This is a genomic window from Streptomyces sp. NBC_01304, from assembly GCF_035975855.1.
Lineage (GTDB): Bacteria > Actinomycetota > Actinomycetes > Streptomycetales > Streptomycetaceae > Streptomyces.
Window position 1 is genome coordinate 8585724 of record NZ_CP109055.1, and the last position, 24613, is coordinate 8610336.

Below are 24613 nucleotides of genomic sequence, written 5' to 3' on the forward strand. Positions count from 1 at the left end.
CGGTCGGTATGCTCGCCTCAGTGCCCGCGTGCCATCGCCCCGGGAGGGCTCCCATGTCCGAAAGCACTCGCACCGCCCTGCGCGTCTGCCCGCTCTGCGAGGCCACCTGCGGGCTGACGCTCACCATCGAGGGGACCAGGGTCACCGGCGCGCGCGGCGACCGCGACGACGTCTTCAGTCACGGCTTCATCTGCCCCAAGGGCGCCTCCTTCGGCGAGCTCGACGCCGACCCCGACCGCCTGACCAGGCCCCTCGTCCGCAAGGACGGCGAGCTCCAAGAGGCGAGCTGGGACGAGGCGTTCGACGCCGTGGCGCAGGGGCTGCGGCCGCTGATCGAGGAGCACGGGCCAGGCGCCCTCGGCGTGGTCCTCGGCAACCCGAACGTCCACACCATGGCCGGCGCCCTCTACCCGCCCGTGCTGCTCCAGAGCCTCGGCGTCCGCAACCTGTTCACCGCGAGCACCCTCGACCAGATGCCCAAGCACGTCTCCAGCGGACTGCTCTTCGGCGACGCCTTCGCGATCCCGGTGCCCGACCTCGACCGCACCGACCACCTCCTGCTCATCGGCGCCAACCCCCTGGATTCCAACGGCAGTCTGGCCACGGCGGGCGACTTCCCGGGCAAGCTCAAGGCGCTGAAGAAGCGCGGCGGCACCCTCACCGTCATCGACCCGCGCCGCACCCGCACCGCCCAGCTCGCCGACCGGCACCTCGCGGTCCGCCCCGGCACGGACGGCCTGCTCCTCGCCGCCGTCGCCCATGTCCTCTTCGAGGAAGGGCTCGTCGCGCTCGGGAGTCTCGAGTCGTACGTCGAGGGGGTGTCCCAAGTCCGTGAGGCGGTGGCCGGGTTCAGCCCGGAGGACGTCACGCGCGCGTGCGACGTTTCCGTCGAGGACATCCGGGCGCTGGCCCGCGAGCTCGCCGCCGCCCCCACGGCCGCCGTGTACGGCAGGGTCGGCAGCTCCACCGTCGAGTTCGGCACGCTGACCAACTGGCTCGTCGACGTCCTGAACATCCTCACCGGCAACCTCGACCGCCCCGGCGGCGCCCTCTTCCCGCTCTCCGCCACCGACAAGGCACCCCGCCCGGCCGCTCCCGGCCGCGGTTTCGCGCTCGGCCGCTGGCGCAGCAGGGTCGGCGGCCATCCCGAGGCCAAGGGCGAGCTGCCGTGCGCCGCGCTCGCCGAGGAGATCGACACCCCGGGCGAGGGCCGGATCCGCGCGGCCATCGTGATCGCCGCCAACCCCGTGCTCTCCGCCCCGGACGGCGACCGCCTCGACAAGGCCCTGGCGAGCCTCGACTTCATGGTCAGCGTCGACCCCTACCTGAACGAAACCGCCCGCCACGCGCACGTGGTCCTGCCCCCGCCGCCGCCCGCCCAGAGCGCGCACTTCGACTTCGCCTTCAACGCCCTCGCCGTACGCAACCAGGTCCGCTACAGCCGCCCCGCCGTCCCCCTCGAGGACGGCAGGCTCGACGAGAGCGAGATCCTCGCCCGGCTGATCCTGGCCGCCACCGGCATGCACGGCCTCGCCCCCGAGACGGTCGACGCCATGGTCATCGAGCGCAGCCTCGGCAAGGCGGTCGACGACGAGCACGCGCGCGTGCACGGCCGCGACCCCAAGGAGCTCGCCGAGCAGCTGACCGGCGACACCGGACCCGAGCGCCGCCTCGACATGATGCTCCGCCTCGGCCCGTACGGCGACGGCTTCGGCGCCAACCCCGACGGCCTCTGCCTCGACAAGGTCCTCGCCCACCCGCACGGCATCGACCTGGGCCCCCTGGAGCCCCGCATCCCCCAGCTCCTCAAGACCCGCAGCGGCCGCATCGAGCTGCTGCCCGAGCCCATCGCCGCCGACCTGCCGCGCCTCGCCCGGTCCCTGGACCGCGACGCGGACAGCCTGGTCCTGGTGGGCCGCCGCCACCTGCGCTCCAACAACAGCTGGATGCACAACATCCGCACCCTGCAGGGCGGCTCCAACCGCTGCACCCTGCAGATCCACCCCGAGGACGCCACCCGTCTCGGCCTCGCCGACGGAGCGGCCGTCCGTATCAAGGGCGACGGGGGAGAGGTGGAGGCTCCCGTGGAGATCACCGACGCGGTACGCACCGGAGTGGTGAGCCTCCCGCACGGCTGGGGCCACAACCGCCCCGGGACCCGGATGTCCCTCGCCGAGGCCACCCCGGGGGTGAACGTGAACCAGCTACTCGACGGCTCCCGGCTCGACCCCCTGTCGGGCACGGCTGTGCTCAACGGAGTGCCGGTTCAGCTCTCTGCGCTGACATAACTCTGTGACCTGGAGTTTTGCGCTTATTGCTCGCACGTCAACATCTTGTTAACGCCAGTTCGCGCGACCTAACGTCATCGAACCGCCAGCCCTGGTGGGAGTTCAAGGGTGAACGTTAGGTACTCCACATGCTGACAATCCTCGGCTTCGCCATGATTGCGACCTTCTTGGTCCTGATCATGATGAAGAAGATGTCGCCGATCGCGGCACTGGTGCTGATCCCCGCACTCTTCTGTGTCTTCGTCGGGAAGGGCGCACAGCTCGGGGACTACGTCCTCGAAGGCGTGGGCAACCTCGCCCCGACCGCGGCGATGCTGATGTTCGCCATCGTCTACTTCGGCGTGATGATCGACGTCGGTCTCTTCGACCCGATCGTCCGAGGCATCCTGAAGTTCTGCAAGGCGGACCCGCTGCGCATCGTCGTCGGCACCGCCGTGCTCGCCGCGATCGTGTCGCTCGACGGCGACGGCTCCACCACCTTCATGATCACCGTCTCGGCGATGTACCCGTTGTACAAGCGCCTGAAGATGAGCCTGGTCGTGATGACCGGTGTCGCCGCCACGGCCAACGGCGTCATGAACACCCTGCCCTGGGGCGGCCCCACCGCCCGCGCCGCCACCGCGCTCAAGCTGGACGCCGGCGACATCTTCGTGCCGATGATCCCCGCGCTCGCCATGGGCCTGGTCGCCGTCTTCATCCTCGCGTACGCCCTCGGCCGCCGGGAGCGCAAGCGCCTGGGCACCCTCACCCTCGACGACGTACTCCTTACGGAGGCGGACGAGACCGAGTCGGAGACCGTCCTGGTCGGGGCCGGCGGTTCCGGCAAGGACGCGGGCAAGGAGCGTACGAACAAGGCCGTCGGCGGCGCCGGTTCGGGCACGGACGCGGATGACGCAGCCGACGAGAACGAGAACGAGAACGACGGCGAGAACGAGGACGAGGACGAGGGCTTCCAGGGCCTCGACCCCAACCGAGCCACCCTGCGCCCCAAGCTCTACTGGTTCAACGCGGGCCTCACCGTCGCCCTGCTCACCGCCATGATCATGGAGCTCCTGCCCATCCCGGTGCTCTTCCTGCTCGGCGCCGCGCTCGCCCTGACGGTCAACTTCCCGCACATGCCCGACCAGAAGGCCCGCATCGCCGCCCACGCGGACAACGTCCTGAACGTCGCCGGCATGGTCTTCGCCGCCGCCGTCTTCACCGGAGTCCTCACCGGCACCGGCATGGTCGACTCCATGGCCAAGTGGCTGGTCGACGCCATCCCGGAGGGCATGGGCCCGCACATGGCCCTGGTCACCGGCCTGTTGAGCCTGCCGCTCACCTACTTCATGTCGAACGACGGCTTCTACTTCGGCGTCCTGCCGGTCCTCGCCGAGGCCGGCGCCGCCCACGGCGTCTCCTCGCTGGAGATCGCCCGCGCCTCGCTCGTCGGCCAGGCCCTGCACATGTCCAGCCCACTGGTCCCGGCCGTGTACGTCCTGGTCGGCATGGCCAAGGTCGAGTTCGGCGACCACACCCGCTTCACCGTGAAGTGGGCCGCCCTCACCTCGCTCGTGGTACTCGCCGCGGGAATCCTCTTCGGCATCATCTGAGGGACGTACGGAAGAAATGACCTACGACCGACCAGGGCCCGGTGGCAGGGGCTGGCTGCTCCGTCTCGTCATCGCCTTCAGCTTCGCGCAGGCGGCGGTGTCGATGGCGCGGCCCGCCGTCTCCTACCGGGCCCTGTCACTCGGCGCGGACGAGCGCGCGATCGGCGTGATCGCGGGCGTGTACGCGCTCCTGCCGCTGTTCGCCGCCGTACCGCTCGGCCGCCGCACGGACCACGGCCGCTGTGCGCCGCTGCTGCCGATCGGTGTGGTGCTGATCGCGGGCGGCTGCGCGCTGAGCGGGCTCGCGAACTCCCTTGCCGCGATGGCCGCCTGGAGCGGCGTGATGGGCCTCGGCCACCTCTGCTTCGTCATCGGCTCCCAGTCGATCGTGGCCCGCCAGTCCGCCCCCGCCGAACAGGACCGAAACTTCGGCCACTTCACCATCGGCGCCTCCCTCGGCCAGCTGATCGGCCCGGTCGCGGCGGGCCTGCTGATCGGCGGCGACATGGGCCGCAGCAGCGCCCTCGCCCTCGTGGTGTCCGCCGGTGTCGCGGCCTTCTCCTTCGTCTCCCTGTGGCGCATCGAACGGCGTACGTCGCCGGGTTCGCGTCCGGCACGTGGCGACAAGGTGCCCGTCCACCGCATCCTGCGCACCCGAGGCGTGCCCGGCGGCATCTTCATCAGCCTCGCCGTGCTCTCCGCCACCGACATCCTCACCGCCTACCTGCCGGTGATCGGCGAACACCGGGGCATCGCCCCCACCACGGTCGGCCTGCTCCTGAGCCTGCGGGCGGCCGCCACCATCGCCTGCCGCCTGGTGATGACCCCGATGATCCGCCTCCTCGGCCGCACGGCCCTGCTCGCCGTCACCTGTCTCCTTGCCGCCCTGCTCTGCGCGGGGATCGCGCTGCCGGTGCCGGTGTGGGGACTTGCCGTGATGCTCGCGGTGCTCGGCTTCTGCCTCGGGGTCGGGCAGCCACTGTCCATGACGACCGTCGTACAGGCCGCCCCGGCCGACGCCCGCTCCACCGCACTCGCCCTGCGCCTGACCGGCAACCGCCTCGGGCAGGTCGCCGCGCCCGCCTCGGCGGGACTGGTCGCCGGGGTCGCGGGCACCGCGGCGCCCTTCGTGATGCTCGGCGCACTGCTGCTCGCGGCGGCCGGGTTGGGCGTGCGGGACGGGCGTACCGGCAGCAAGGGGGAGGAGCCGGGCGGCGGCTCCGTGGCGGGGGTCGGACATGACGCGCTCTCGCCACCCAAGGTGCGTTGAGGGCGGGCGAACCCCGCAGTGAGACTCCCTGGACCGTCCGTCCTACGCCCCAGGGAGAACCCTTCAGTGCATCCCCCCATATGGAGACGCCGACTGCCGGCCCTGATCGCGGCCACCGCCGCGGTGTCCGCCGTCCTGAGCTTCCCCTCCGCGCCGGCCACCGCCAACGAGCCGTCCGGCGCAGGCAGTTACCTGGTCGAACTGGACGCCGCGCCCGCCGCCGTCCACCCCGGCACCCGCCCCGCCGAGGGCGAGAACCTCGCCACGGACAGCGCGGACGTCAAGGAGTACCGGGCCCAACTCGTCCAGGAACAGGGCGAGGTGGCGGACCGGCACGGCGTACGGATACGTACCCGCTACACCGCGACCCTCGACGGCTTCGCCGCCCGCCTCGACTCCGGGCAGGTCGCCGCCCTCAGGGCCGACTCGTCCGTCAAGCGCGTCACCCGGCTGGGCAAGCAGAAGCTGGACGAGGTCAGCCCCGCCGACACGCTCGGTCTGACGGGACGTACCGGCGTGTGGAACCAGCTCGGCGGCACCCAGGAGTACACACCCTCCGGCGGCATCGACGGTGCGGGGGAGGGCGTCGTCATCGGGGTCGTCGACTCCGGGATCTGGCCCGAGTCGAAGTCCGTCGCCGCGCCACCCCTCAAGAAGCCGGTCAAGGACTGGCACGGCACCTGCGAGCTCACCGAGGACTGGCCCGAGGGGCTGTGCAACTCCAAGCTGATCGGCGCCCGCGCCTTCAACAAGGCGTACCTCGCGGATAACGACGGCAAGCTCCCGGAGGGCGCCTACCCGTCCGCCCGCGACGACAACTCCCATGGCACGCACACCGCTTCGACCGCCGCCGGGAATCACGGCCCGAAGATGGTCATAGAGGGACACGACTACGGCACCGCCTCCGGAGTCGCCCCGGCTGCCCGGATCGCTGCGTACAAGGCGTTCTTCAACGGCAGCGGCTACGACGAGGACATCATCGCGGCCATCGACCGGGCCGTCCTGGACGGCGTCGACGTCATCAACTACTCGGCGGGCGAGCCCTTCGGCGACACCGAGACCGTCTCGCCGATCGGCGAGGCCTTCCGCAATGCCGCCAAGGCGGGCGTCTTCGTCGCCGCGTCGGCGGGCAACAGTGCCGCCGAGCGCACGGTGGGCAACCCCTGGCCCTGGGTGACCACCGTCGCCTCCGGCACCTACGCCCCGCACGAGGCCAAGGTGACCCTGGGCAACGGGCAGTCGTACACCGGCTATTCGTGGGACCACCCCGACCTGCCCTCGGCGCCGGTCGTGGACGCCGCCCTGGCCGGGCTCCCGGACACCCCCACTCGCTCGGCCGAGGACTGCCTCACCGGCTCGCTCGATCCGGAGAAGGTCAAGGGGAAGATCGTCTACTGCCGGTTCCGCGGCACCCCGCCCACCGAGCTCACCAAGGAGCTCACCGGCAAGGGCGCGGTCGGGGTGATCCTCTGGAGCGGCTACTACTACAGGTCGAACACGATCTACGGCCTCCCCTCGGCGTTCTTCCACACCGGCGTCACCTCCGCACCGATCGCCGCGTACCTGAAGTCCGCCGGGTCCGCCGCGACCGCCTCGATCACCGGCGGCGGCACCAGCACCATCAGCTACCCGAGCGTCTCGGACTTCTCCTCCCAGGGCCCGGGACGGGTGAGCGGCACCCAGCTCAAGCCCGACCTCACCGCCCCCGGAACGGATGTCCTGGCCGCGGTCCCGCCGGCCAACGACGGGCGTACGTACGACGCCAAGTCCGGCACCTCCATGGCCGCCCCGCACGTCGCGGGCCTCGCCGCGCTGCTCAAGCAGGCCCATCCCCGCTGGTCCCCGATGGAGATCAAGTCGGCCCTGATGACCACGGCCGGCGACACCGAGGGCACCACCTCGCCCTTCGCGCAGGGCGCGGGCCTCGCCAAGCCGAAGCGGGCGCTCGACCCGGGACTTGTCCTGGACTCGACCGACACGGACTGGGCGAAGTGGGTCGCCGACCCGGACGGCCACCACGTCAACTCGCCCTCGATCCACGACAAGTCACTGATCGGCACGGAGACCACGACGCGGACGGTAAATAACGTGAGCAAGCTGCCGGAGACGTACGACGTCACCGCGGCTGCCGGTGACCTGACCGTCAAGGCATCCCCGAAGCGGTTCACCGTCCTGCCCGGGCGGTTGCAGACCATCACGGTCACGATGAGCCACGGCAAGGCCAAGTACGACCAGTTCAGCAGCGGTTGGCTCACCCTGAAGGGCTCCCGGCACACCGTGCGCATGCCCATCGCCGTCAAGCCGATCGGTCTGACCGCCGACGCGAAGGCGACCGCCCCTGCGGCCGAAGGCAAGCTCGATCTCAAGGTCCGCAGCGGCTTCGCCGACCTGACCGCGAAGCTCGCCGGGCTGACCGCGGGGGAGGAGCGCCAGGGCCGGGCGACCGGCGCGGGCGGCCAGATCTTCGATCCGGCGAGCCCGCTCGCGCAGAAGGTCAACTTCACGGTGCACGAGGGCGACCGGCTCGCGGCCGTCCAGTTCGCCAGCGCCGAGTTCAAGGCGGGCACGGGGCAACAGGTGTCCGTGTACATCAAGGACGAGGCGGGTCGGACCGTCGGCAACCTGGCCGTTCCCAACCACCCGACGGGCTCGACCTGGACGCTGCACCGTCCGGCGCCGGGTACGTACACCGCGTACGTCTGGGCCTTCAAGTCCGGCAGCGCGGCCGACATCGACTACACGCTCACCACGGCCACCGTCCCGGACCCACCGGGCACCGGCACCCTGAAGCTGACGCCCGACCCGGTGATCCCAGGCAAGGACGCCACGGCGACCGTGAGCTGGCCCGCCCTGGAGCCCGGCCGGACGTACTTCGGCCAGGTCACCTACGGCGACGGCAACGGTGAGGTGAAGGGCACGACCCTCAAGGTCACGCCCCAGTAGTACGTGACTGGAGCTGCCCGGCGCCGCCCCCGTCACGGGGGATGAATTACTGGCGAGGCGACGCCGGGCAGTGGCCGTGAGCCTAGGAAGCCGCCGTTACTGGGGAATTACCGGGCGGCTCAGGAGGTGCCGGGAAAGGACGTTCAGGCCCAGTCCTTGTGTGCCGCGTACCAGGCCAGCTGGGTGCGCGTCGAGGTGCCGGTGAGGGCCATCAACGTTCGGATGCGGCGCTGCAACGTGCGCAGCGAGATGTCCAGTTGACTGGCCACCGCCTTGTCCGGCAGCCCGGACAGGAGCAGCGAAAGGAGCTCGGTGTCCGGCATGCCCGCCCCAGGACCCTCGCTGGGCTCCTCGACCTGTCCGCCCGCGCCGATCAGCAGCGGGGTGCCGCGCATCCAGTGGCTCTCGAACAGCTCGACCATCGCGTCGAGGAGGATCGAGCGGTGCAGGAGCAGCAGGCCGCCCGAGACGAAGTCGGTCTGCTCGGAGGCGAGCGGGATCGCGGCGTGCGTGCGGTCGACGATCATCAGCTTGACCGGCAGGCGGGGCACCGCCCTTGCCTGCTCGCCGTGCGCGATGAAGCGGGGCATCGACAGGACGTCCGGATCCTCCAGTGCGCTGCTCTCGTACAGGGCGCGATAGGTGACATCGGCGGCGAGGCGCTCTTCCTCCACCGGGTTGCCGGTCGAGACGTACGGCGGACGTACGAACATCAGGACTTCGCGGTGCGCTTCCCGCTGCAGTCGGTCGATGCAGTCGCGTTGGGCGGTCTCGCCCTGAATGACCTCGGCGAGCCCGCCGGGCAGGCCCTGGTTCGCGCCGCCGGCCGCGAGCGAGGTGAGCCGTCCGTGCACGGCAGAGAGTGCCGCCTCGGCCGCCGCGACCGAGTCCAACGCATGCGTGTAGAGCCCTGCTTGGGCCGACTCCGCTGCCGTTTCCGGTGATTTCTGCTGGTTGATCAATGCCCCCACCCCAGGTGGTTTCGTCACCCCCGTGACGTAGGCGCGACGTGTCGCAGACACGTCAGCGTCAACTCTATCCCCTGCTGTCACCGGTGCCGCAGGGTGCGGGTACTCCCTGCCCGACCTCTTCACCTGGAGGCTCCATGCCGCGACGCCGAACCGGCCTCGCGTCGGCCGCCGTGTGCACCGTCCTCGCGGTCACCACCGCGGGCCTGGCCGCGCAGCCCGCCCTCGCCGAACCGCCACCGCCACCGTCGCCCACCGCGGCCCAGGCGCGCCCGGCGAAGTCCCTCACGCTCATCACCGGTGAGCACCTCACCGTCTCCGCCGACGCAGACGGCCGTACGACGGCGACGGTCACCCCCGAGGACGGCGTCCGGGCGGCGAACCTCACCGAGGAGTACGTCGACGGGGAACTGCACGTCGTCCCCGAGCGGGCCGTGCCCCTGCTCGCGGCGGGCCGTCTCGACCCCGACCTGTTCAACGTCACCAAGCTGATCGCGTACGGATACGACGACGCACGCCGCGACGCGACCCCGCTGATCGCCGCCTACGGCAAGGACAAGCCGGTCCCCGCGCCGGAGGGCGCGGAGCGGCGGCTCACGCTGAAGAGCATCAATGCCGTGGCCCTGAGTGCGGACAAGGACGAGGCCGACGCCTTCTGGGCCGACGCCACCCGGCGCGGCGGTCAACTGGCCGACGGCATCGACAAGTTGTGGCTCGACAAGCCGGTCAAGGCCTCCCTCGACCAGAGCGTCCCGCAGATCGGCGCCCCCGAGGCGTGGGCCGCGGGCCACGACGGCAAGGGGGTCGCGGTGGCCGTCCTGGACACCGGCATCGACGCCACGCATCCCGATGTCGCCGGGAAGGTCAAGCAGAGCAAGAACTTCACCGAGGACGCGAGCGTCGCCGACCGGCACGGTCACGGCACGCACGTCGCCGCCACCGTGGCGGGGAACGGCACCAAGAAGGGCGTCGCCCCGGGCGCCGACCTCTACATCGGCAAGGTCCTCAACAACAAGGGCAGCGGCGCCACTTCGGGTGTCCTCGCGGGCATGGAGTGGGCCGCCGCGTCCGGTGCCAAGGTCGTCAGCATGAGCCTCGGCTCGCAGGATCCCTCGGACGGCACCGACCCGCTCAGCCAGGCCGTGGACCGGCTCTCCGCGTCCTCCGGTGCGCTGTTCGTGATCGCCGCGGGCAACACGGGCCCGCAGGACAACACCGTCGGCTCGCCCGGCGCCGCGGCCACCGCGCTCACCGTGGGCGCCGTCGACAAGAACGACGCCCTGGCCTCCTTCTCCAGCCGTGGCCCGCTCCCGAACGGCGGCCTGAAGCCCGAGGTCACCGCGCCCGGCGTGGGCATCGTCGCCGCCCGTGCCGCCGGGACCACCATGGGCACGCCGGTCGACGCCAAGTACACCAAGGCGTCCGGCACTTCGATGGCCACCCCGCATGTCGCGGGCGCCGCGGCGATCGTCGCGCAGGCCCACCCCGACTGGACCGGGGAGCAGCTCAAGGCGGCTCTGGTCGGCTCGGCGAAGCCGATCTCCGGTACGACGGTCTACCAGCAGGGCGGCGGCCGCATCCAGGTCCCGCAGGCGGCCGGGCAACAGGTTCTCGCGTCGCCCGCCTCGCTCTCGTACGACATGATCTCCAGCGAGACGAAGGACCCGGTCGTCCGCACCGTGAAGTACCGCAACACCGGCACCAAGGACCTCACGCTCGCCCTGAAGGCCGAATTCGATGGTCCCGAGGGGTTGTTCACGCTCGCCGACAAGACACTGACCGTCCCGGCGGGCGGCGAGGCGAGCACCACGCTCAGCCTCGACCCCGCCGTGGCCGAGGCGGGCCGCTATCAGGGCGCGGTGGTGGCCACCGGCGACGGTGTGACCGTCCGCACGCCGGGTGCGTTCGTCAAGGACAAGGCCTACTTCAAGCTGTCCCTGCCGGTCACCGGCCGCGACGGCGGCACCGAGAACGTGCGGGCCGACATCCGCGCGATCAACCTCACCACCAACGAGCGCTTCGACGCGTACGCGGACGGCGAGGCCGAGGTGTCGCTGCGGGTCACCCCGGGCACGTACGCCGTCTTCGCGAGCGTCGTGGGCCTCGACCCGGACTCGGGCATCCCGCGCGAGCGGATCCTCGCGGGCGACCCCGAGGTCACGGTCTCCGGACCGACGACCGTCCCGATCGACGCGCGCACCGCCCGCAAGGTGGACATCACCGCCGAGCGGAAGTCCGAGACCCGCGGGATGCGCATCGGGTACAGCGTGACCTCGCAGGTGGGTGGCTACTTCACGGCGATGCACCACATCAACCAGGAGTGGATCGACGACCTGTACATCACGCCCATGAAGTCCGAGGCCGCGCGCTTCGAGTGGATGGCGCGCTTCATGCGGTACGAGGACGACCTGACCGCACGCGTCGAGGACGGGCCCGCCCTGGACCCGGTCTACCTGGACAACGGGCCGCGCCTGGACGGCAGACACAGCCTCGAAGTGGTGCCGGTCGGCGACGCCTCGGACCTGACCGGGCTCGACCTGACGGGCAAGCTCGCCCTGGTCGACGACTTCGGCGGACCCTACGCGGCCCGGTTGAACGCCCTGTCCAAGGCGGGCGCGAAGGCGATCGCCATCGCCTCCACCGGGCCCGGCCTCTTCGCGATCGACGACGCCACCCGACCGACTGTCCCGACCTTCACCCTCACCCGGGCGGAGGGCGCCAAGCTGCGCGCCCCCGGCACGGTGCTGCGGCTCCGTGGGGTCGCCACCAGTCCCTTCGTGTACGACCTGGTCACCGGCGGCAAGGACTCCGGCACCGACCGCACCCGCTACCGGCAGGGCCCGAAGGACCTGGCCCGGCTCGACACCCGCTACTACGCGCCCGCGGGGCAGGACCAGAACCTCAACGAGTCCCGCACGGGCAGCCTCGGCCGTGTCCTGAGCCTCCTGGAGTCCGACCGTGTGGTCGCCGCTCCGACCCGGCGCGAGGAGTGGGTGACGGCGGGCGACGTGCGCTGGTCGCACGAGGTCGCGCTGGCCGACCGGACCCGCTTCTACAGCACCGGCATCACGTACAAGGGCGGCACCCGGCGCGCCGAGGACTGGTACCGGGGCGTGCTCGGCCCGAACAACGAGGCCAACGAGCTGTACCGCCTTGCCGGTACGCCCGCGCTGCGGACGACGGCCGACAAGATGCGGGTGTACCTGAGGGAGTTCGGCGACTCCGATCCGACGCACTTCGGCCGCCTCGGCACGGGGGACGTCACCAAGTGGTCGTTCCACCGCGACGGCGAACTGGTCCTGGAGAAGGCGCAGTTCGTCGGCACGGAGCTGCCGATGGTCCCGGAGCGGGCCGAGTACCGCCTCACGTTCGACGTACGGCGTGACCGCGACCGCTTCTGGAAGCGCTCGACCCGCACCACGACCGCCTGGACGTTCAAGTCGGCGCACGCCGACACGGAAGCCGTCCTTCCGCTGCTCGTGCCCGCGTACGACCTCGACACGGACGGCTACGGAAAGGTGCGCGGCGGCCGGGAGTTCGACTTCGGCCTGAAGGTCCGTGCGCAGAACGGTGCCACGCTCACCAGTCCGATAGCGGGCGCCGAGGTCTCCGTCTCCTACGACGGTGGCACGACCTGGCAGGCGGCCGACGTCGACCGTGAGCGCGGCGGCTTCGAGGTCGAGGCCGACCATCCGGAGTCCGGCCGGGTCTCGCTGCGGACCAAGGCCTGGGACAAGGCGGGGAACTCCGTCGAGCAGACGGTGATCGATGCGTACACGCTCAAGTAGACGTATGCGTGGGTAAGTTGGGCGGGGCGGGGCGGGGAGGCGAGCGATCGCTGTACCTGTCCCGCCTCACGTCATGTCGCGGACCTGCGCCACTCGGCTGACGCCCGCCGGATAGGGCAGCCCGGCCGCCAGCGTCGCCGCCTCGGCGAAGCCCGCCCGGGCTGCCTCGTGCTCGCCGAGCCCCGCCAGGGCGAGGGCCCGTACGACGCGCAGCTCGACCTCGGCGACCCGCTCGCCCGCTGCTTCGGCAAGGGCGGCCTCGGTCTCGGCGAGCTCACGGGCCATCGCGTGCCGTCCGGCGAGGGCGTGCGCCCAGGCCGCGAGGAGCGGGGCGCTGTGCGCGTCCACCAGGTCGGCGACTTCGGCGGGCCGCCCCTGACGCAGGGCGAGTTCGGCGCGGGCGGTGCGGACCTCGTGGCGGGCCTGGCGGTCGCCCCGGTCGGTGGCGGCCTGTTCGGCGCGGGCGAGCAGGGCCGCCGCGTCGCCTTCGTCGGTACGCATCCGGACCCGGGCCAGCGCGGCAAGGGCGTAGGGCAGGCACCACTCGCCGTCCGACTCGGCGCCGTGCACGGCCGCCTCGGCGAGCGTCCCGGCCTCGTCGAACTCCTCTACCAGGAGGTGCAGTTCGGCCAGGTTGGCCCGCTCGAAGGCCGCCGCCGTCGGATCGCCGGACTGCTCGGCGAGATCGAGGGCGCGGCGGCCCATCGCGATGGCCTCATGGAGCCGGCCGCCGCGCCGGGCGTTCTCGCGGAGGATGGAAAGGACGCTGGTGAGCAGGGTGGGATCGCCGTACGCCTCCGCCGGGGCCAGCGCCTGATCGGCGGCCGCGCGCGCCTCGGCGAACCTTCCCGCGAGGCCGAGCGAGCTGGCCTGCATGGCGAGGGCGCGGGCCACAAGTCCCTGGCCGGGCGCGCCCGTCACTCGGCCTGCGGAGTCCTGGGCCCGCCGCGCGGACTCGTACGCGTCCTCGTACCTGCCGAGAACAAAGTGCACCACGGATTGCGCCACATGGTGCGCGGCGGCGGGCTGCGGGGCGGTGTCCGCGCGCGGCGCGTAGTTGCGCAGGACCTCGCCGCCCAGCTCTGGTGTGCGCGACTTGACCAGGGTCTCCGCCAGCTGGGCCGCCGCGAGGACCTCGTCGTCGCGCTCGCCGCGCAGCTCGAACTCCGCGAGGGCCTTGCGCAGCACGGTCGTGGCCTCGGCGAAGTGGCCCATGCGGCGGAGCACTTGGCTGTGTGCGAGGCGGGCGCGGGCGGCGTCCACGTCCAGGCGGGCGACCAGGTCGCGGTAGTAGCGGTCGGCGGTGTCGTTGGCGTACAGGGCGGCGGCACGCTCGGCGGCCCGGCGCAGATACTCGGCCGCGCGGGGGTCGTCGGCGCGGGCGAAGTGTGAGGCGAGCGCGTCCACGGCGGCCGGGCGGAGCCGCAGGACGGCCTCGGCGAAGGCGGAGTGCAGCTGGCGGCGGCGGATGCCGGAGAGCTGTTCGTAGCAGGTGAGCCGGACCAGCGGGTGCCGGAAGGCGAGCCCCGGTGCGGGCCGGCCGCCGATGACGACCTCACGCTCGGCGATGAGTGAGGCGGCGACGGCGGTGTCCAGGGCCTCGGCGGCCTCGGCCTGCCCGAGCGGCGGATGCAGCCCGCGCGCGGCCACGTCGAGCACCTCCCCGAGCGGCGCCTCGCCGCCCGCGACGGCCACGACCTCCACCATCCGCCGCGCCGCCGCACCCAGCCGGGCGAACCGTTCCCCGACCAACTGCCGCACCCCTTCGGGCGCCCCGAGCTCCTCGGCGGGGGTGCCGTCGCCGAGGACGCGGGCGAGCTCGATGGCGAAGAGGGGGTTGCCGAGGGAGAGGTCCCAGACCCGGGCGAGATTATGGGCCGGTGCCGGTGCCGGTGCCGTGGCAGGGCTGGAGTCCGGCGGACCGGCATGCGCGCGGGCCCGGGGTCGGTGTCGCGTCGTCTCGGCGTCCGGGCTGGTGGCCGCCGGGTGCGTCTCGGTGCCGCCAGTCGCTGCGCCGGTGTCCGTGCGGCCAGCTGCCGTGCCGGTCTCCGGCTTGCCCGGCGTCGTGCCGGTTCGGCGCCCCTGCTTCGTCGGCTCGGTGTCCGGGGCGTTCGTCGTCCGGCCCGCCTCCGTGCTGGGCGCCCCGTCACCACCGAAGGCCCCACCGCAGAAGGCCTCGCCATCCCCCGGCCCCGCACCCCTCCAGGCGTCCTCCGCCACCGCCAGGCAGGCCGCACGATCGAGCCGCCCCAACCCGATCCTCCGCGCCAGCCCCTGCCGTTCCAGCGCCGCGAGCCCCGCCCGCCGCGTGTCCGTGGCGCCGAGTTCCTCCTCGCGGTAGGTCACCGCGAACCGGCATCGGGCGCCCGTGTCCGCCGCTCGCCGTGCCAGGTGGCTCAGGAGCTGGAAGGATCCGGCGTCCGCCGCGTGCAGGTCGTCGAGAACCAGGAACACCGGCTGCTGCGCCGCCAGTTCGGCAAGGAGGCCCGCCGTCGCCCGGAACAGGCGGTCACGCTCCTCCTCGGGGCTGCGGTCCGGCGTGGTGCGGACCCGGCCGAGGGAGGGGAGCAGTGCGGCGAGTTCGGGGTACTCCGCGCCGGCCCGGGCCCGCTCGGCCGCCGGGCGGTCCGCCAGCCAGCCGTCCAGGGCCTCGGCGAACGGGCCGTACGGGGTGTGCCCCTCCGCGTCATGTCCCGCGCCCCACAGCACCGCCGCCCCACCGGCCGCGGCCCGCCGCGCGGCCTCACCGGCAAGGCGGGTCTTGCCCAACCCGGCCTCCCCGGTGAGGAGTTGGACGGGCGGCGCGTCCGGCGCGAGCAGCGAGGCGAGCTCGCTGTCGCGACCTCGCAGCGGCGTCGCAGCCGCCGTCCGCAGCGCCGCGGGCAGCACCGGAGGCGCGGTCCGCACGGCCGGGGCGGAGGCGGCGAGCGCCGCCTGGTGCAGCCGCTCCGTCGCGGGCCCCGGGCGCACCCCGAACTCCGCGTCCAGGGCTTCCCGGCACAGGTGGTACTGGCGCACCGCCCGCCGCCGCAGCCCCTGCCGCGCATACGCCTCGATCAGCACCTGATGGGCCTGCTCCTCGGCGGGGCTCACCACCAGGACCTGCTCCGCGGCGGCCGCGGCCGCCTCCGGATCGCCTTCGGTGAGCCGCGCCCCGGCCAGGCCCAGGAGCACCCGCTCGCGCAGCGCCCCTAGCCGCTCCCGGCGTGGCTCGGCCCAGGCGGCGTACCGGTCCTCGGGCAGCAGCTCACCGGTGAAAGCGTCCAGTGCTGCGGCCAGTTCGGCGGCCCCGCCGCCCGCGAGGGCCTTCCCCGCAAGCCCCTCCGCATGGTCGGCGTCGATCCACACCGCCGCCGGGTCGAGCCGGAGCAGCGCTCCCTCGCCGGTCAGGTACGAGGACGCGGCACGCGGCGCCAGCTCGGGCTCGATCGCCCGCCGGGCGGCGTGCAGCGCGACCCGCAGACTGCCGAGCGCCGCCCCCGGATCGGCGTCCGGCCAGCAGATCTCCATGGCCTGCTCCCGGTGCAGCGCATGCCCGGGGGAGACCGCGAGGAGTTTTACCAGGGCCCGGGCGCTCGGCCTCGGCCACTTGTCGGCGAGCGGCGCCCCACCCTCGCGCTCCACCCGAAAACCGCCGAAAAGGTGCACGCGGAGCAGTGGCGGCGTCCCGCCGGGGCTCGGGCCGGCGGCGGCTCGGTGCGGCGGGCTCGCGTCGTCCATCAGGCGAGCACTGTAACCGCCATCCATCCGGGCCGGACATGCGGCCGAGCGGGGCCGGGCATACGGCCGACCCCCGGCGCCAGGGAAGCACACGGGGGTCGGCCAACGGGCCGGGCGGGGGACCCGGCCCGGTCTCAGGGGGAGCTCAGGGGGAGCTCAGGAGGAGCCGGGCGTCATGACGGGCGAGACGGTCACGAGGAACCCAGCTTCACCACCGCAAGCCCGTGCACCGGCTGCGAAGACCCGCGCACCCGCCCACCCGACAGCTCGATCACCTGGTCGTCGCCCCGGTCGTCCGGATTGAGCAGCACCACCTCGTCCACGCCGTCAGCGTCCAGGTCGGACGCGTAGTTCGCGCCGCACTCGTACGCGCTGATCTTGGCGAGCTGGTCGGGGTAGTTCACCTCGCCGGACAGGATCGCGGGATCGTACAGATAGATCCCGCCCTGCACCGCACCGAGCAGCAGCCGCTGCCCGCCGGGCCCGCGCACGAACTGCCCCGACGTGACCAGTGGCAGCGTGTTCACCTCGGTCACCTCGCCGCCCTTGCGGAACGTCGAGTACGTCACCGCGCGGGCCTCGATCAGGCCTTCCTCGCCGGTGAAGTAGCTGCCGTGCACGAAGGGCCCGCCGTGCTCGGCCGCCTTCACCACCTCGCCCGTGCGCCCGTCCCGGATCTCCACCCGCTCGGACAGGTCCTTGCCCGCGGCATCCCGGACGATCCACGTGTAGACGACCGCGTGCCCGTCCGCGTACGGAATCTCCGACGAGGCGAACGTGGAGTTCGCGAGCTGCGCCGCCACCACGCTCCCGCCGTCCGCGGCCTTCGGCTCCGCCTTCCACTTCACCTTGCCGTCGCGGGCCTTGAGCGCGACCCCGCCGACGGCGGCCGACTCGACGTCCAGGGCGCCCACGCTGTTGTACGCGACGTGCACCGTGCCCTCGGACACCGTGACGTCGGAGAAGACGACGCCCTGCGGGCCCGCGTACTCCCACAGCCGCGAGCCGCTGCCGCGATACGCGCGCACCTTGTCGGTCGGCACGAGCACCTCCGCGTCCCGGTCGCCGTCCAGGTCCGCACCGGCCACCGACCACACGAACTGCCCGTGCCCGTCGATGCGTTCCTTGATCCGGCCGGTACGGGCGTTGACGACCAGCGCCTCGGTCTCGGCGGCGACAAGTACCTCCGGCTTGCGGTCGCCGTCGGTGTCGGCGAGCTCCAGGCGGTGCACACTGCCCGGCAGGATGGCCTTCCACAGCTGCTTGCGCTTGCCCTTGAGCAGCGACGCGCCGTCGTAGGCCCACAGGCCGTGCGATTCGCCGCCCGTGATGACGTCCTTGACGCCGTCCCCGTTGAGATCCGTGCTCCGAGCCTCCGTCAGATCACCGGTCAGCGGGACCTTGCCGCTCTCACGGCCACCGGCCACCCGGTACTCGCGGACGTTCTGGTCGCCGTCGACGGTCCGTACGTACGTCTCGTCATCCGCGCGGAACACCTGCGCGTTGCTCGTCGAGGCGACCGGGCCGCGCTTCTCCCAACGCACCTCGCCGTCCCGGCCGTTGTAGGCGGTCAGCGCCCCGGAGCGAAGCGCGTCGAAGCCCGCCGCGCCCTTGATCTCCTTCGTGTACGAGGACACCAGAAGCTGCCGGTCCGCGATCTTCAGCCCGAACGCCACCGGCCCGTCCCGGTGGTCCTCCTCGTCGCGCTTGACCGTGTGCGACCACAGCTCGGTGGAGCCGTCGCCGCCGTCCAGGGCCCGGACCGTGGTGGCGTTGAGGAAGCCGTTGTCGTCGAGCGTCGCCTCGCTGACCGCGTACTCCGCCTTGCGGTCACCGGTCAGATCGCCGGGCAGCAGCGCGAGGGGAGCCGCGTTGACCCGCTCGTCGAGGGTGGTGCGCGCTCCGGTCTTCGGGTCGTACGCGGCCAGTTCGTAGCGCACGCCCACCGTGTAGTCGGCCTGCTCGACGGCGAGCAGCCGCCCGCGCGCGGCGTCGTACGCGAACTGCCGCGGGTAGAGCGATCCGTCGTGCTGCCACTTCTTCGACCCGTCGGCCGCGTCGATGACCAGCGCGTGGCCCTCGATCGTCGTGCCGACCTTCTTGTTCCAGCCCGCGGCGATCTGCCCGCCGCCGATGTCCTTCAGCGCGCCCCAGCGGGCGGCCCGCTCCCCGGTGTCGTACGACCAGGCCTTGGTGGCGGTGAGCTTGCCCCCGGAGGAGGCGAAGGTGAAGGCCTGCAGTGTGGTGGTGGCCTCCTTCGGTGAACTGGTGTTGACGCCGGGGGAGTCGGCGACCACCAGGGTCTTGTCGACGAGGGCGATCTGGTAGCCGCCGGCGAAGATCTGGCTCCACAGCGTGGTGCCGGTCTTCCCGTCGAGGACGGTCACGAAGGTGCCGGTGGACAGGGTGGTGCCGGGGGCCTTGAACGGGCGGTACGGCAGGGTGCCGACGTCGGCCGTGAAGACGAGGTCGGCCGTGCCGTCGCCGGTCAGGTCGCCGGTCGCGTAGCCCTTGCCGTTGCCGGTGGAGGACGGGGCGAGCGGGCTGTAGCCCATGGTGATGCGCGCCGGATACGGATTCGGCTGCCAGGGGCGGGTGTTGGTGACCTGCCATTCGTCGTGCAGCGAGTAGTTGTCGCGCTGCCAGACGGTGTTGCCCTCGGCGTCGACCCGGCTGATGTTGCCGAGCGCGTGCACCACGGCGTACCCGCCGCCCGTCCCGGCGAGCGGCACGGTGTCGGCGAGTCCGCGTACCGTCTCGAAGCCGCCGGCCCGGGTGGGCGTGAGCCCCGATGCGGTGCCGGTCTCCTGGAGGGAGTTACCGGCCTTCGGCTCAGGGGCCTCGGCGGCACCTTCGTACGGGTCCACGCTCAGCTGCTCGCCGAGCCGCTCGGCCTGCTCCTCGGTGAGGGTGAGCGGTCCGCCGTCGTCCGCGAGGGCCGCGCCCGGCAGGGCGGTCAGGGCGAGCCCGGCCGCGACGAGCGCGGAGGCGAGCCGCAGGCCGTTCCGGCTCACCCGCTTGCTGGTGTGCTTGCTGCTCATGGGAGTTCAGCCCTTCCGGGAGAAGCGGACGGCGGTCTTGTCACCGATCACGGCCTCGTTGACGGAGTAGCCCAGGCCGAACGTGCCCGCCTGGTCCTCGACTCCGACGGTCGCCTTGGCGCCCGTTTCGAGGGCGGTCGACCCGATGCCCTGGTACTGCAGGACGATCGCCCCGCTCGCCTCCTCGAAGACGATCTCGAACGAGACGCGGGTGCCGGTCGCCGAGGCGAACGCCGCGTCGGTCCACACCACGGCGAACTTCCGGCTGCCCGCGCTCCCGGTCACGGCGGTCTTCACCGTCGACCTGGAGTCGAGCGTGAGGTCGTCCCAGAAGGCCGCGATCACGCCGTTGGGCTTGGCGGTGGCGGGCAGCGCGGTGTTGGCGTAGTCGCCGAGGCGCGGCTCCAGGAAGTTGAGCAGGCCGTTCGAAGTGGCGTACGCCTTGGTGTACTTGACGCCGTAGAAGTCCACCGGGAAGGGCAGCTCGACGGCCTTCGCGTTCTCGTCACCGGACAGCGCGACCTTCGTGGCCCCGCCGATCCAGCCGTACGTCGCCGGGGTGCACTGGTACGTCGCACCGTCGGTGCGGGCGGGCAGCGCGGCCCGCACGGCCTCGTCGCCGTCGACGGAGACCTTGCCGCTGTAGACGCCGTTGCAGAGGACCGGGGCGGTCGGCGTCGCGGTCAGCGTGTACGAACCCTCCGCCACGGACGGGAACTTGAAGGCCCCCGACGCATCGGTGGTCACCGCGTCGAGCGGCGCGTCCGTGAACCTCACCGAGGCGCCCTTCAGCGGCTTGCCCGCCACGTCGAGGACCGTCCCCGAGACCGCGTGCGTGGCGGCCGCGCTGAGCGCGACGGGACGCGCGGCGGACTGGCCGGCTTCGAGCACGACATCCTTCTCCGCCACGCTCTGCCAGCCGTAGCCGCTGGTGGTCAGCGTGTACGTCCCCGCGTTGAGCACCAGCCGGTACGTACCGTCGGCGGCCGTCAGCACGGTCCGCGTGGTCGGCCCGGCCGCAGCCACCGAGACACCGGCGACCGGCTTCCCGGTGGCCTTGTCGGTCACCGTGCCCGTGACGATCGCGGCACCCGCGCGCGGCGCGTCTGCGACCGACCCGAGGATGTCCAACTTCCCTTCACCCCATACGTTGTTGAAGTCGGCGGTGCCCCCGCAGTGGGTGTCGTCCACGTCGCGGGCGGCGTCGTTCAGGAGCGCCCGGGTCGCGTCGATCTTCCCGATCAGGGACGGCGCCGCGGACCAGAGCAGCGCCGCCGAACCGGCGACGTGCGGCGAGGCCATCGACGTACCGGATATGGCCTTGTAGGCATTGCCCGGCCAGGCCGAGCGGACGTTGACGCCGGGCGCGGCGATGTTCGGCTTCACCCCGCTGTCCACGGGCGACGGGCCGAACCCGGAGAAGTTCGCGATCTTCCCGTTGACGTCGTACGCGCCCACCGCATAGGTGTCCGGCTGGGCGGCGGGGGAGCCGCCGGTGGAGCAGGTCGTGCCGTCGCCGTCGTTGCCCGCCGAGAAGGACTCGAAGATCCCGGCGGCGTTCCAGGCCTTGACGATGTCCTCGTAGAACGAGCTGGCGCCGCTGCTGCCCCAGGAGTTGTTGACGATGTCGGGGGCCAGCTCGGGCCGCGGATTCTGACCCTTGCCGTCGGTCGGGGCGAGGATCCACTGGCCGCTCGCGAGCAGCGAGGTGTCGGAGCACTCCCTGGCCTCGCAGCCCTTGGCGGCGATCCACTTCACACCAGGGGCGACACCGATGCCGTTCGCGCCGGCGATGGTACCCATGGTGTGGGTGCCGTGACCGTTGTTGTCACAGGGGACGCCGCCGGTGCACTGGCCGGTCGGGTCGTAGAAGTTGTAGTCGTGGCTGAAGGTGCCGTCGCCCAGATTGCCCCGGTAGTTCGCCACCAGGTCCGGGTGGTCGTACTGCACACCGGAGTCGACGTTGGCGACGACGATGCCCTCGCCCGTGTCCTTGTACTGCGACCACACCTGGTCGGCCTTGATGTCCTTGACGCCCCACTCGGGCTCGGCGGCCGACGCGACCGCAGCCTGCGTCTTCGGCTCCTCAAGGGTGTAGCGGCGCTCCTTGCGGATGCTCGCCACGTCCGAGCGCTTGGCCAGCTGCTCGACGAGCTTCTCGTCGCCGGTCACCTTCAGGGTGTTGGCGATCCAGAAGGACTCGTAGCCGACCTTCTCCTTGTCCAGGAAGGACTGCAGCGGCCGCTGGCTGCGCGTGGCCTCGGCCCGCAGCTCCTTGAAGGCCGCCTTGGCCTTCGCCGCGTGGCCGCCCTTCCGCCGGGCGCCGGACAGGTCGGCCTGGTCCTTGAGGACGACGAAGAAGGTCGCGTCCTTGCCGCTCTCCACGGTGTCGAGGACGGCGGAGTCGACCTGGGCAGAGGCAGCGGCAGACGCGCGGGCGGGGTCGTCGGCCGTGGCGCCGGGCGGGGCCGAGCCCATCAGGAGGGCGGCCGCGGTGACCACGGCGGCGGACGCCGCCCATGCGGCGCGGCCGCGCCGGGGCGATCGGGGCAGGGGCATGGGGTTGGCTCCTCCAGGGTGCGGGGCGGGGGTGGCCCGAACGTAGGAGGGCGCCGTTACTGGCGAATTACTGGTTCCGGCGACGACGGAACGGGGGCGGGCCGGGGGCGGACCGCGGGCGGACAGGGAAGTCCCCCGGAGGCGCCGGCAGCCTCCGGGGGACTCATGAGCGGTCCTGCGGGAACGCTACGAGACGATCTTCAGCAGCCGGTTCGGCGAACCCGAGCCCGGGCTGGTCACCTTGTTCGGCGTGGACCCGTTCACCAGGGCCGTGGCGACCTGCGCCGGAGTGGCCGAGGTGTGGCCCGCGAGGTAGATCGCCGCCGCACCGGCGACGTGCGGGGTGGCCATCGACGTACCGGAGATGGTGTTCGTCGCGGAGTCGCTGGTGTTCCAGCCCGCCGTGATCGAGACGCCCGGCGCGAAGATGTCCAGGACCGAGCCGTAGTTGGACCAGCTGGCCTTGGCGTCCGTGTTGCTGGTGGCGCCGACCGTGATGGCCTCGGCGACCCGGGCGGGGGAGGACGAGGAGGCGTTGGCGCCGGAGTTGCCCGCCGCGACCGCGTAGCTCACGCCGTCCGCGATGGACCGCTTCACCGCGTTGTCCAGCGTCGTGGAGACCCCGCCGCCCAGCGACAGGTTGGCGACGGCGGGGGCGCCCGCCGCGTGGTTGCTCGTCACCCAGTCGATGCCCGCGATGACGCCCGCGGTGGTGCCTGAGCCGTTGTTGTCCAGGACCCGGACCGCCACGATCTTGGCCTTCTTGGCCACGCCGTAGGTCTTGCCCGCGATGGTGGTGGCCACATGGGTGCCGTGGCCGTTGCCGTCCTGGGCGGTGGTGTCGCCGTCGACGGCGTCGTAGCCGTTCACCGCGCGCCCGCTGATCTCGGCGTGCGAGATGCGTACGCCGGTGTCGATGACGTACGCCGTCACGCCCGAACCCGCGCTGTCCGGGTAGGTGTACGTGCTGGACAGCGGCAGGTTCGCCTGGTCGATCCGGTCCAGGCCCCAGGGGGCGTTGGACTGGGTCGCGTCCGACCGGACCCGCTGGTTCTGCTCCACCGAGGCGACCGCCGGATCGGCGGCGAGTCTCCTCGCTTCCTGCGCGGTGAGGCTGCCGGCCTCGTAGCCGTTCAGGGCGGACTTGAAGGTCTTGCGGACCGTGCCGCCGTGCTCGGATATCAGCTCCTTCCCCTGCGCCGAGGCGGCCTTGAGGCCCGAGCCGCCCTGCTTCAGGGTGACGAGGTAGCTGCCCTTGACCGCGGTGGCGGAGCCCGCCCCGAGCACGGTGGCCTCGGCGGGGGCGGCCTGGGCGGGGAGGGCGGTGAGCCCACCGACGAGAGCGGCGACGGTGGCGGTCGAGATCGCGGCGGCGATCACGGTCTTCTTGCTGCGCTGCATGGCCATTACGAGGGAGTCCTCCTCTTAGGCGGCACGCCCGGGGGTGGGCGGCACAACAGTGGGGGGTGCACGCGTGATTGCGCACACGGTCGGGAGCGGTGTGTTCCGTTCCCGTCGTGATCAGCAGACTGGCCGCGCTACGGGCGTAGAACAAGGGAGTTGGGGCTTTGTCATGAGTCTGTCATGGCGCCGCAATGTCCCTGCATTTCGGGGGGAGTTGGCGAGGGGATCCAGCCAAGGTGCGCGGCACGCCCTACCGCCGGGCGGGCGCGGTGCGCAAGGGTCGGGTGATCTTGCAGCCGACCAAAGTGGAGTTGAGCCGATGACCCGCCGGCACCGCGGCCGAGCCGTCGCATTCGTCGCCACCGCCGCCCTGCTCGCCACCGGCGCCGGGGTGACCGCCCTCGCGGCGGCCCCCGACCGGGCCGCGGCGATCCCCGACCGGACCGTGGCGGTCCCTGATCAAGCACGGGCCGCCGACCGCACACGGGCCACCGACCGCACACGGGCCGCCGCCGTCGAACGGCCCGCCGGAAAGCCGAGCGAGGCCCGAATACGCGCCCTGTTCAAGCAGTGGGCGGCGGCCCTGGACACCGGTGATCCGGAGCGGGTCGCCGACCGCTACGCGGCCGACGGCGTCCTCATACCGACCCTGTCCAACGAGGTCCGTACCGACCGGGCCGGGATCGTCGACTACTTCGAGCACTTCCTGCGGAAGGACCCCGAGGCCACGATCACCAAGTCCGTGGTCGACGTCCTGGACGCACGCCACGCCGTCGACGCGGGAACGTACCGCTTCACCCTGACCGACCCGAAGACCGGCGCGGTCGAGACGGTGGATGCTCGCTACACCTTCGTGTACAAGCGGGTAAAGGGCGCCTGGGTCATCGAGAACCACCACTCTTCGGCCATGCCGGAGAAGGCCTCGGGGATGCGGGAGTCGGGGACGCCGGAGAAGGTCTCGCCGGCGGCACGGACCCCCCTGGCGCCAAAAAACTAACAGCGCTAGTTTAGTCGGGCACGACGAACTCCAGGAGGATGGC

General features: G+C 72.1%; 11 protein-coding genes. 6 read left to right on the plus strand and 5 right to left on the minus strand.

Going from position 1 to position 24613, the window contains the following annotated elements:
* Positions 1-53 precede the first annotated feature (53 nt).
* The 4 genes from OG430_RS38195 to OG430_RS38210 all read left to right on the plus strand — a co-directional run bounded on the left by OG430_RS38195 (position 54) and on the right by OG430_RS38210 (position 8093).
* Positions 54-2288, plus strand: a complete 2235-nt coding sequence (locus OG430_RS38195; RefSeq protein WP_327357232.1) for a molybdopterin oxidoreductase family protein — start codon at positions 54-56, stop codon at positions 2286-2288.
* A gap of 128 nt (positions 2289-2416) precedes the next feature.
* Positions 2417-3880, plus strand: a complete 1464-nt coding sequence (locus OG430_RS38200) for a CitMHS family transporter (protein WP_327357233.1) — start codon at positions 2417-2419, stop codon at positions 3878-3880.
* 16 nt (positions 3881-3896) lie between these two features.
* Complete coding sequence (locus OG430_RS38205) at positions 3897-5150, plus strand: MFS transporter (RefSeq protein WP_327357234.1); 1254 nt, start codon at positions 3897-3899, stop codon at positions 5148-5150.
* A 66-nt stretch (positions 5151-5216) separates the two neighbouring features.
* Positions 5217-8093, plus strand: a complete 2877-nt coding sequence (locus OG430_RS38210) for a S8 family serine peptidase (RefSeq protein WP_327357235.1) — start codon at positions 5217-5219, stop codon at positions 8091-8093.
* Between the two features lie 143 nt (positions 8094-8236).
* Here the strand turns inward: OG430_RS38210 and OG430_RS38215 are convergent, their stop codons facing one another.
* Positions 8237-9115 carry a hypothetical protein gene (locus tag OG430_RS38215; protein ID WP_327357236.1) on the minus strand — a complete coding sequence of 293 codons (879 nt, stop codon included), beginning with the start codon at positions 9113-9115 and terminating at the stop codon, positions 8237-8239.
* Between the two features lie 83 nt (positions 9116-9198).
* Between OG430_RS38215 and OG430_RS38220 the strand changes: the two genes are divergently transcribed.
* A complete protein-coding gene (locus OG430_RS38220; protein WP_327357237.1) occupies positions 9199-12849 on the plus strand; it encodes a S8 family serine peptidase in 3651 nt (1216 codons plus the stop codon).
* Between the two features lie 66 nt (positions 12850-12915).
* Here OG430_RS38220 and OG430_RS38225 read toward each other — a convergent pair whose 3' ends face one another.
* The 4 genes from OG430_RS38225 to OG430_RS38240 all read right to left on the minus strand — a co-directional run bounded on the left by OG430_RS38225 (position 12916) and on the right by OG430_RS38240 (position 23576).
* The gene (locus OG430_RS38225; protein ID WP_327357238.1) at positions 12916-16569 is read right to left on the minus strand and encodes an AAA family ATPase; all 3654 of its coding nucleotides are present in this window, start codon (positions 16567-16569) and stop codon (positions 12916-12918) included.
* 191 nt (positions 16570-16760) lie between these two features.
* On the minus strand, positions 16761-19610 hold the full coding sequence (locus OG430_RS38230) for a VCBS repeat-containing protein (RefSeq protein WP_327357239.1): 2850 nt from the start codon (positions 19608-19610) through the stop codon (positions 16761-16763).
* Positions 19611-19616: 6 nt separating this feature from the next.
* On the minus strand, positions 19617-22169 hold the full coding sequence (locus OG430_RS38235; protein ID WP_327357240.1) for a S8 family serine peptidase: 2553 nt from the start codon (positions 22167-22169) through the stop codon (positions 19617-19619).
* A 186-nt stretch (positions 22170-22355) separates the two neighbouring features.
* A complete protein-coding gene (locus OG430_RS38240) occupies positions 22356-23576 on the minus strand; it encodes a S8 family peptidase (RefSeq protein ID WP_327357241.1) in 1221 nt (406 codons plus the stop codon).
* A gap of 316 nt (positions 23577-23892) precedes the next feature.
* Between OG430_RS38240 and OG430_RS38245 the strand changes: the two genes are divergently transcribed.
* Positions 23893-24570: an SgcJ/EcaC family oxidoreductase gene (locus OG430_RS38245; protein WP_327357242.1), complete on the plus strand. Its 678-nt coding sequence runs from the start codon at positions 23893-23895 to the stop codon at positions 24568-24570.
* Positions 24571-24613: the final 43 nt, after the last annotated feature.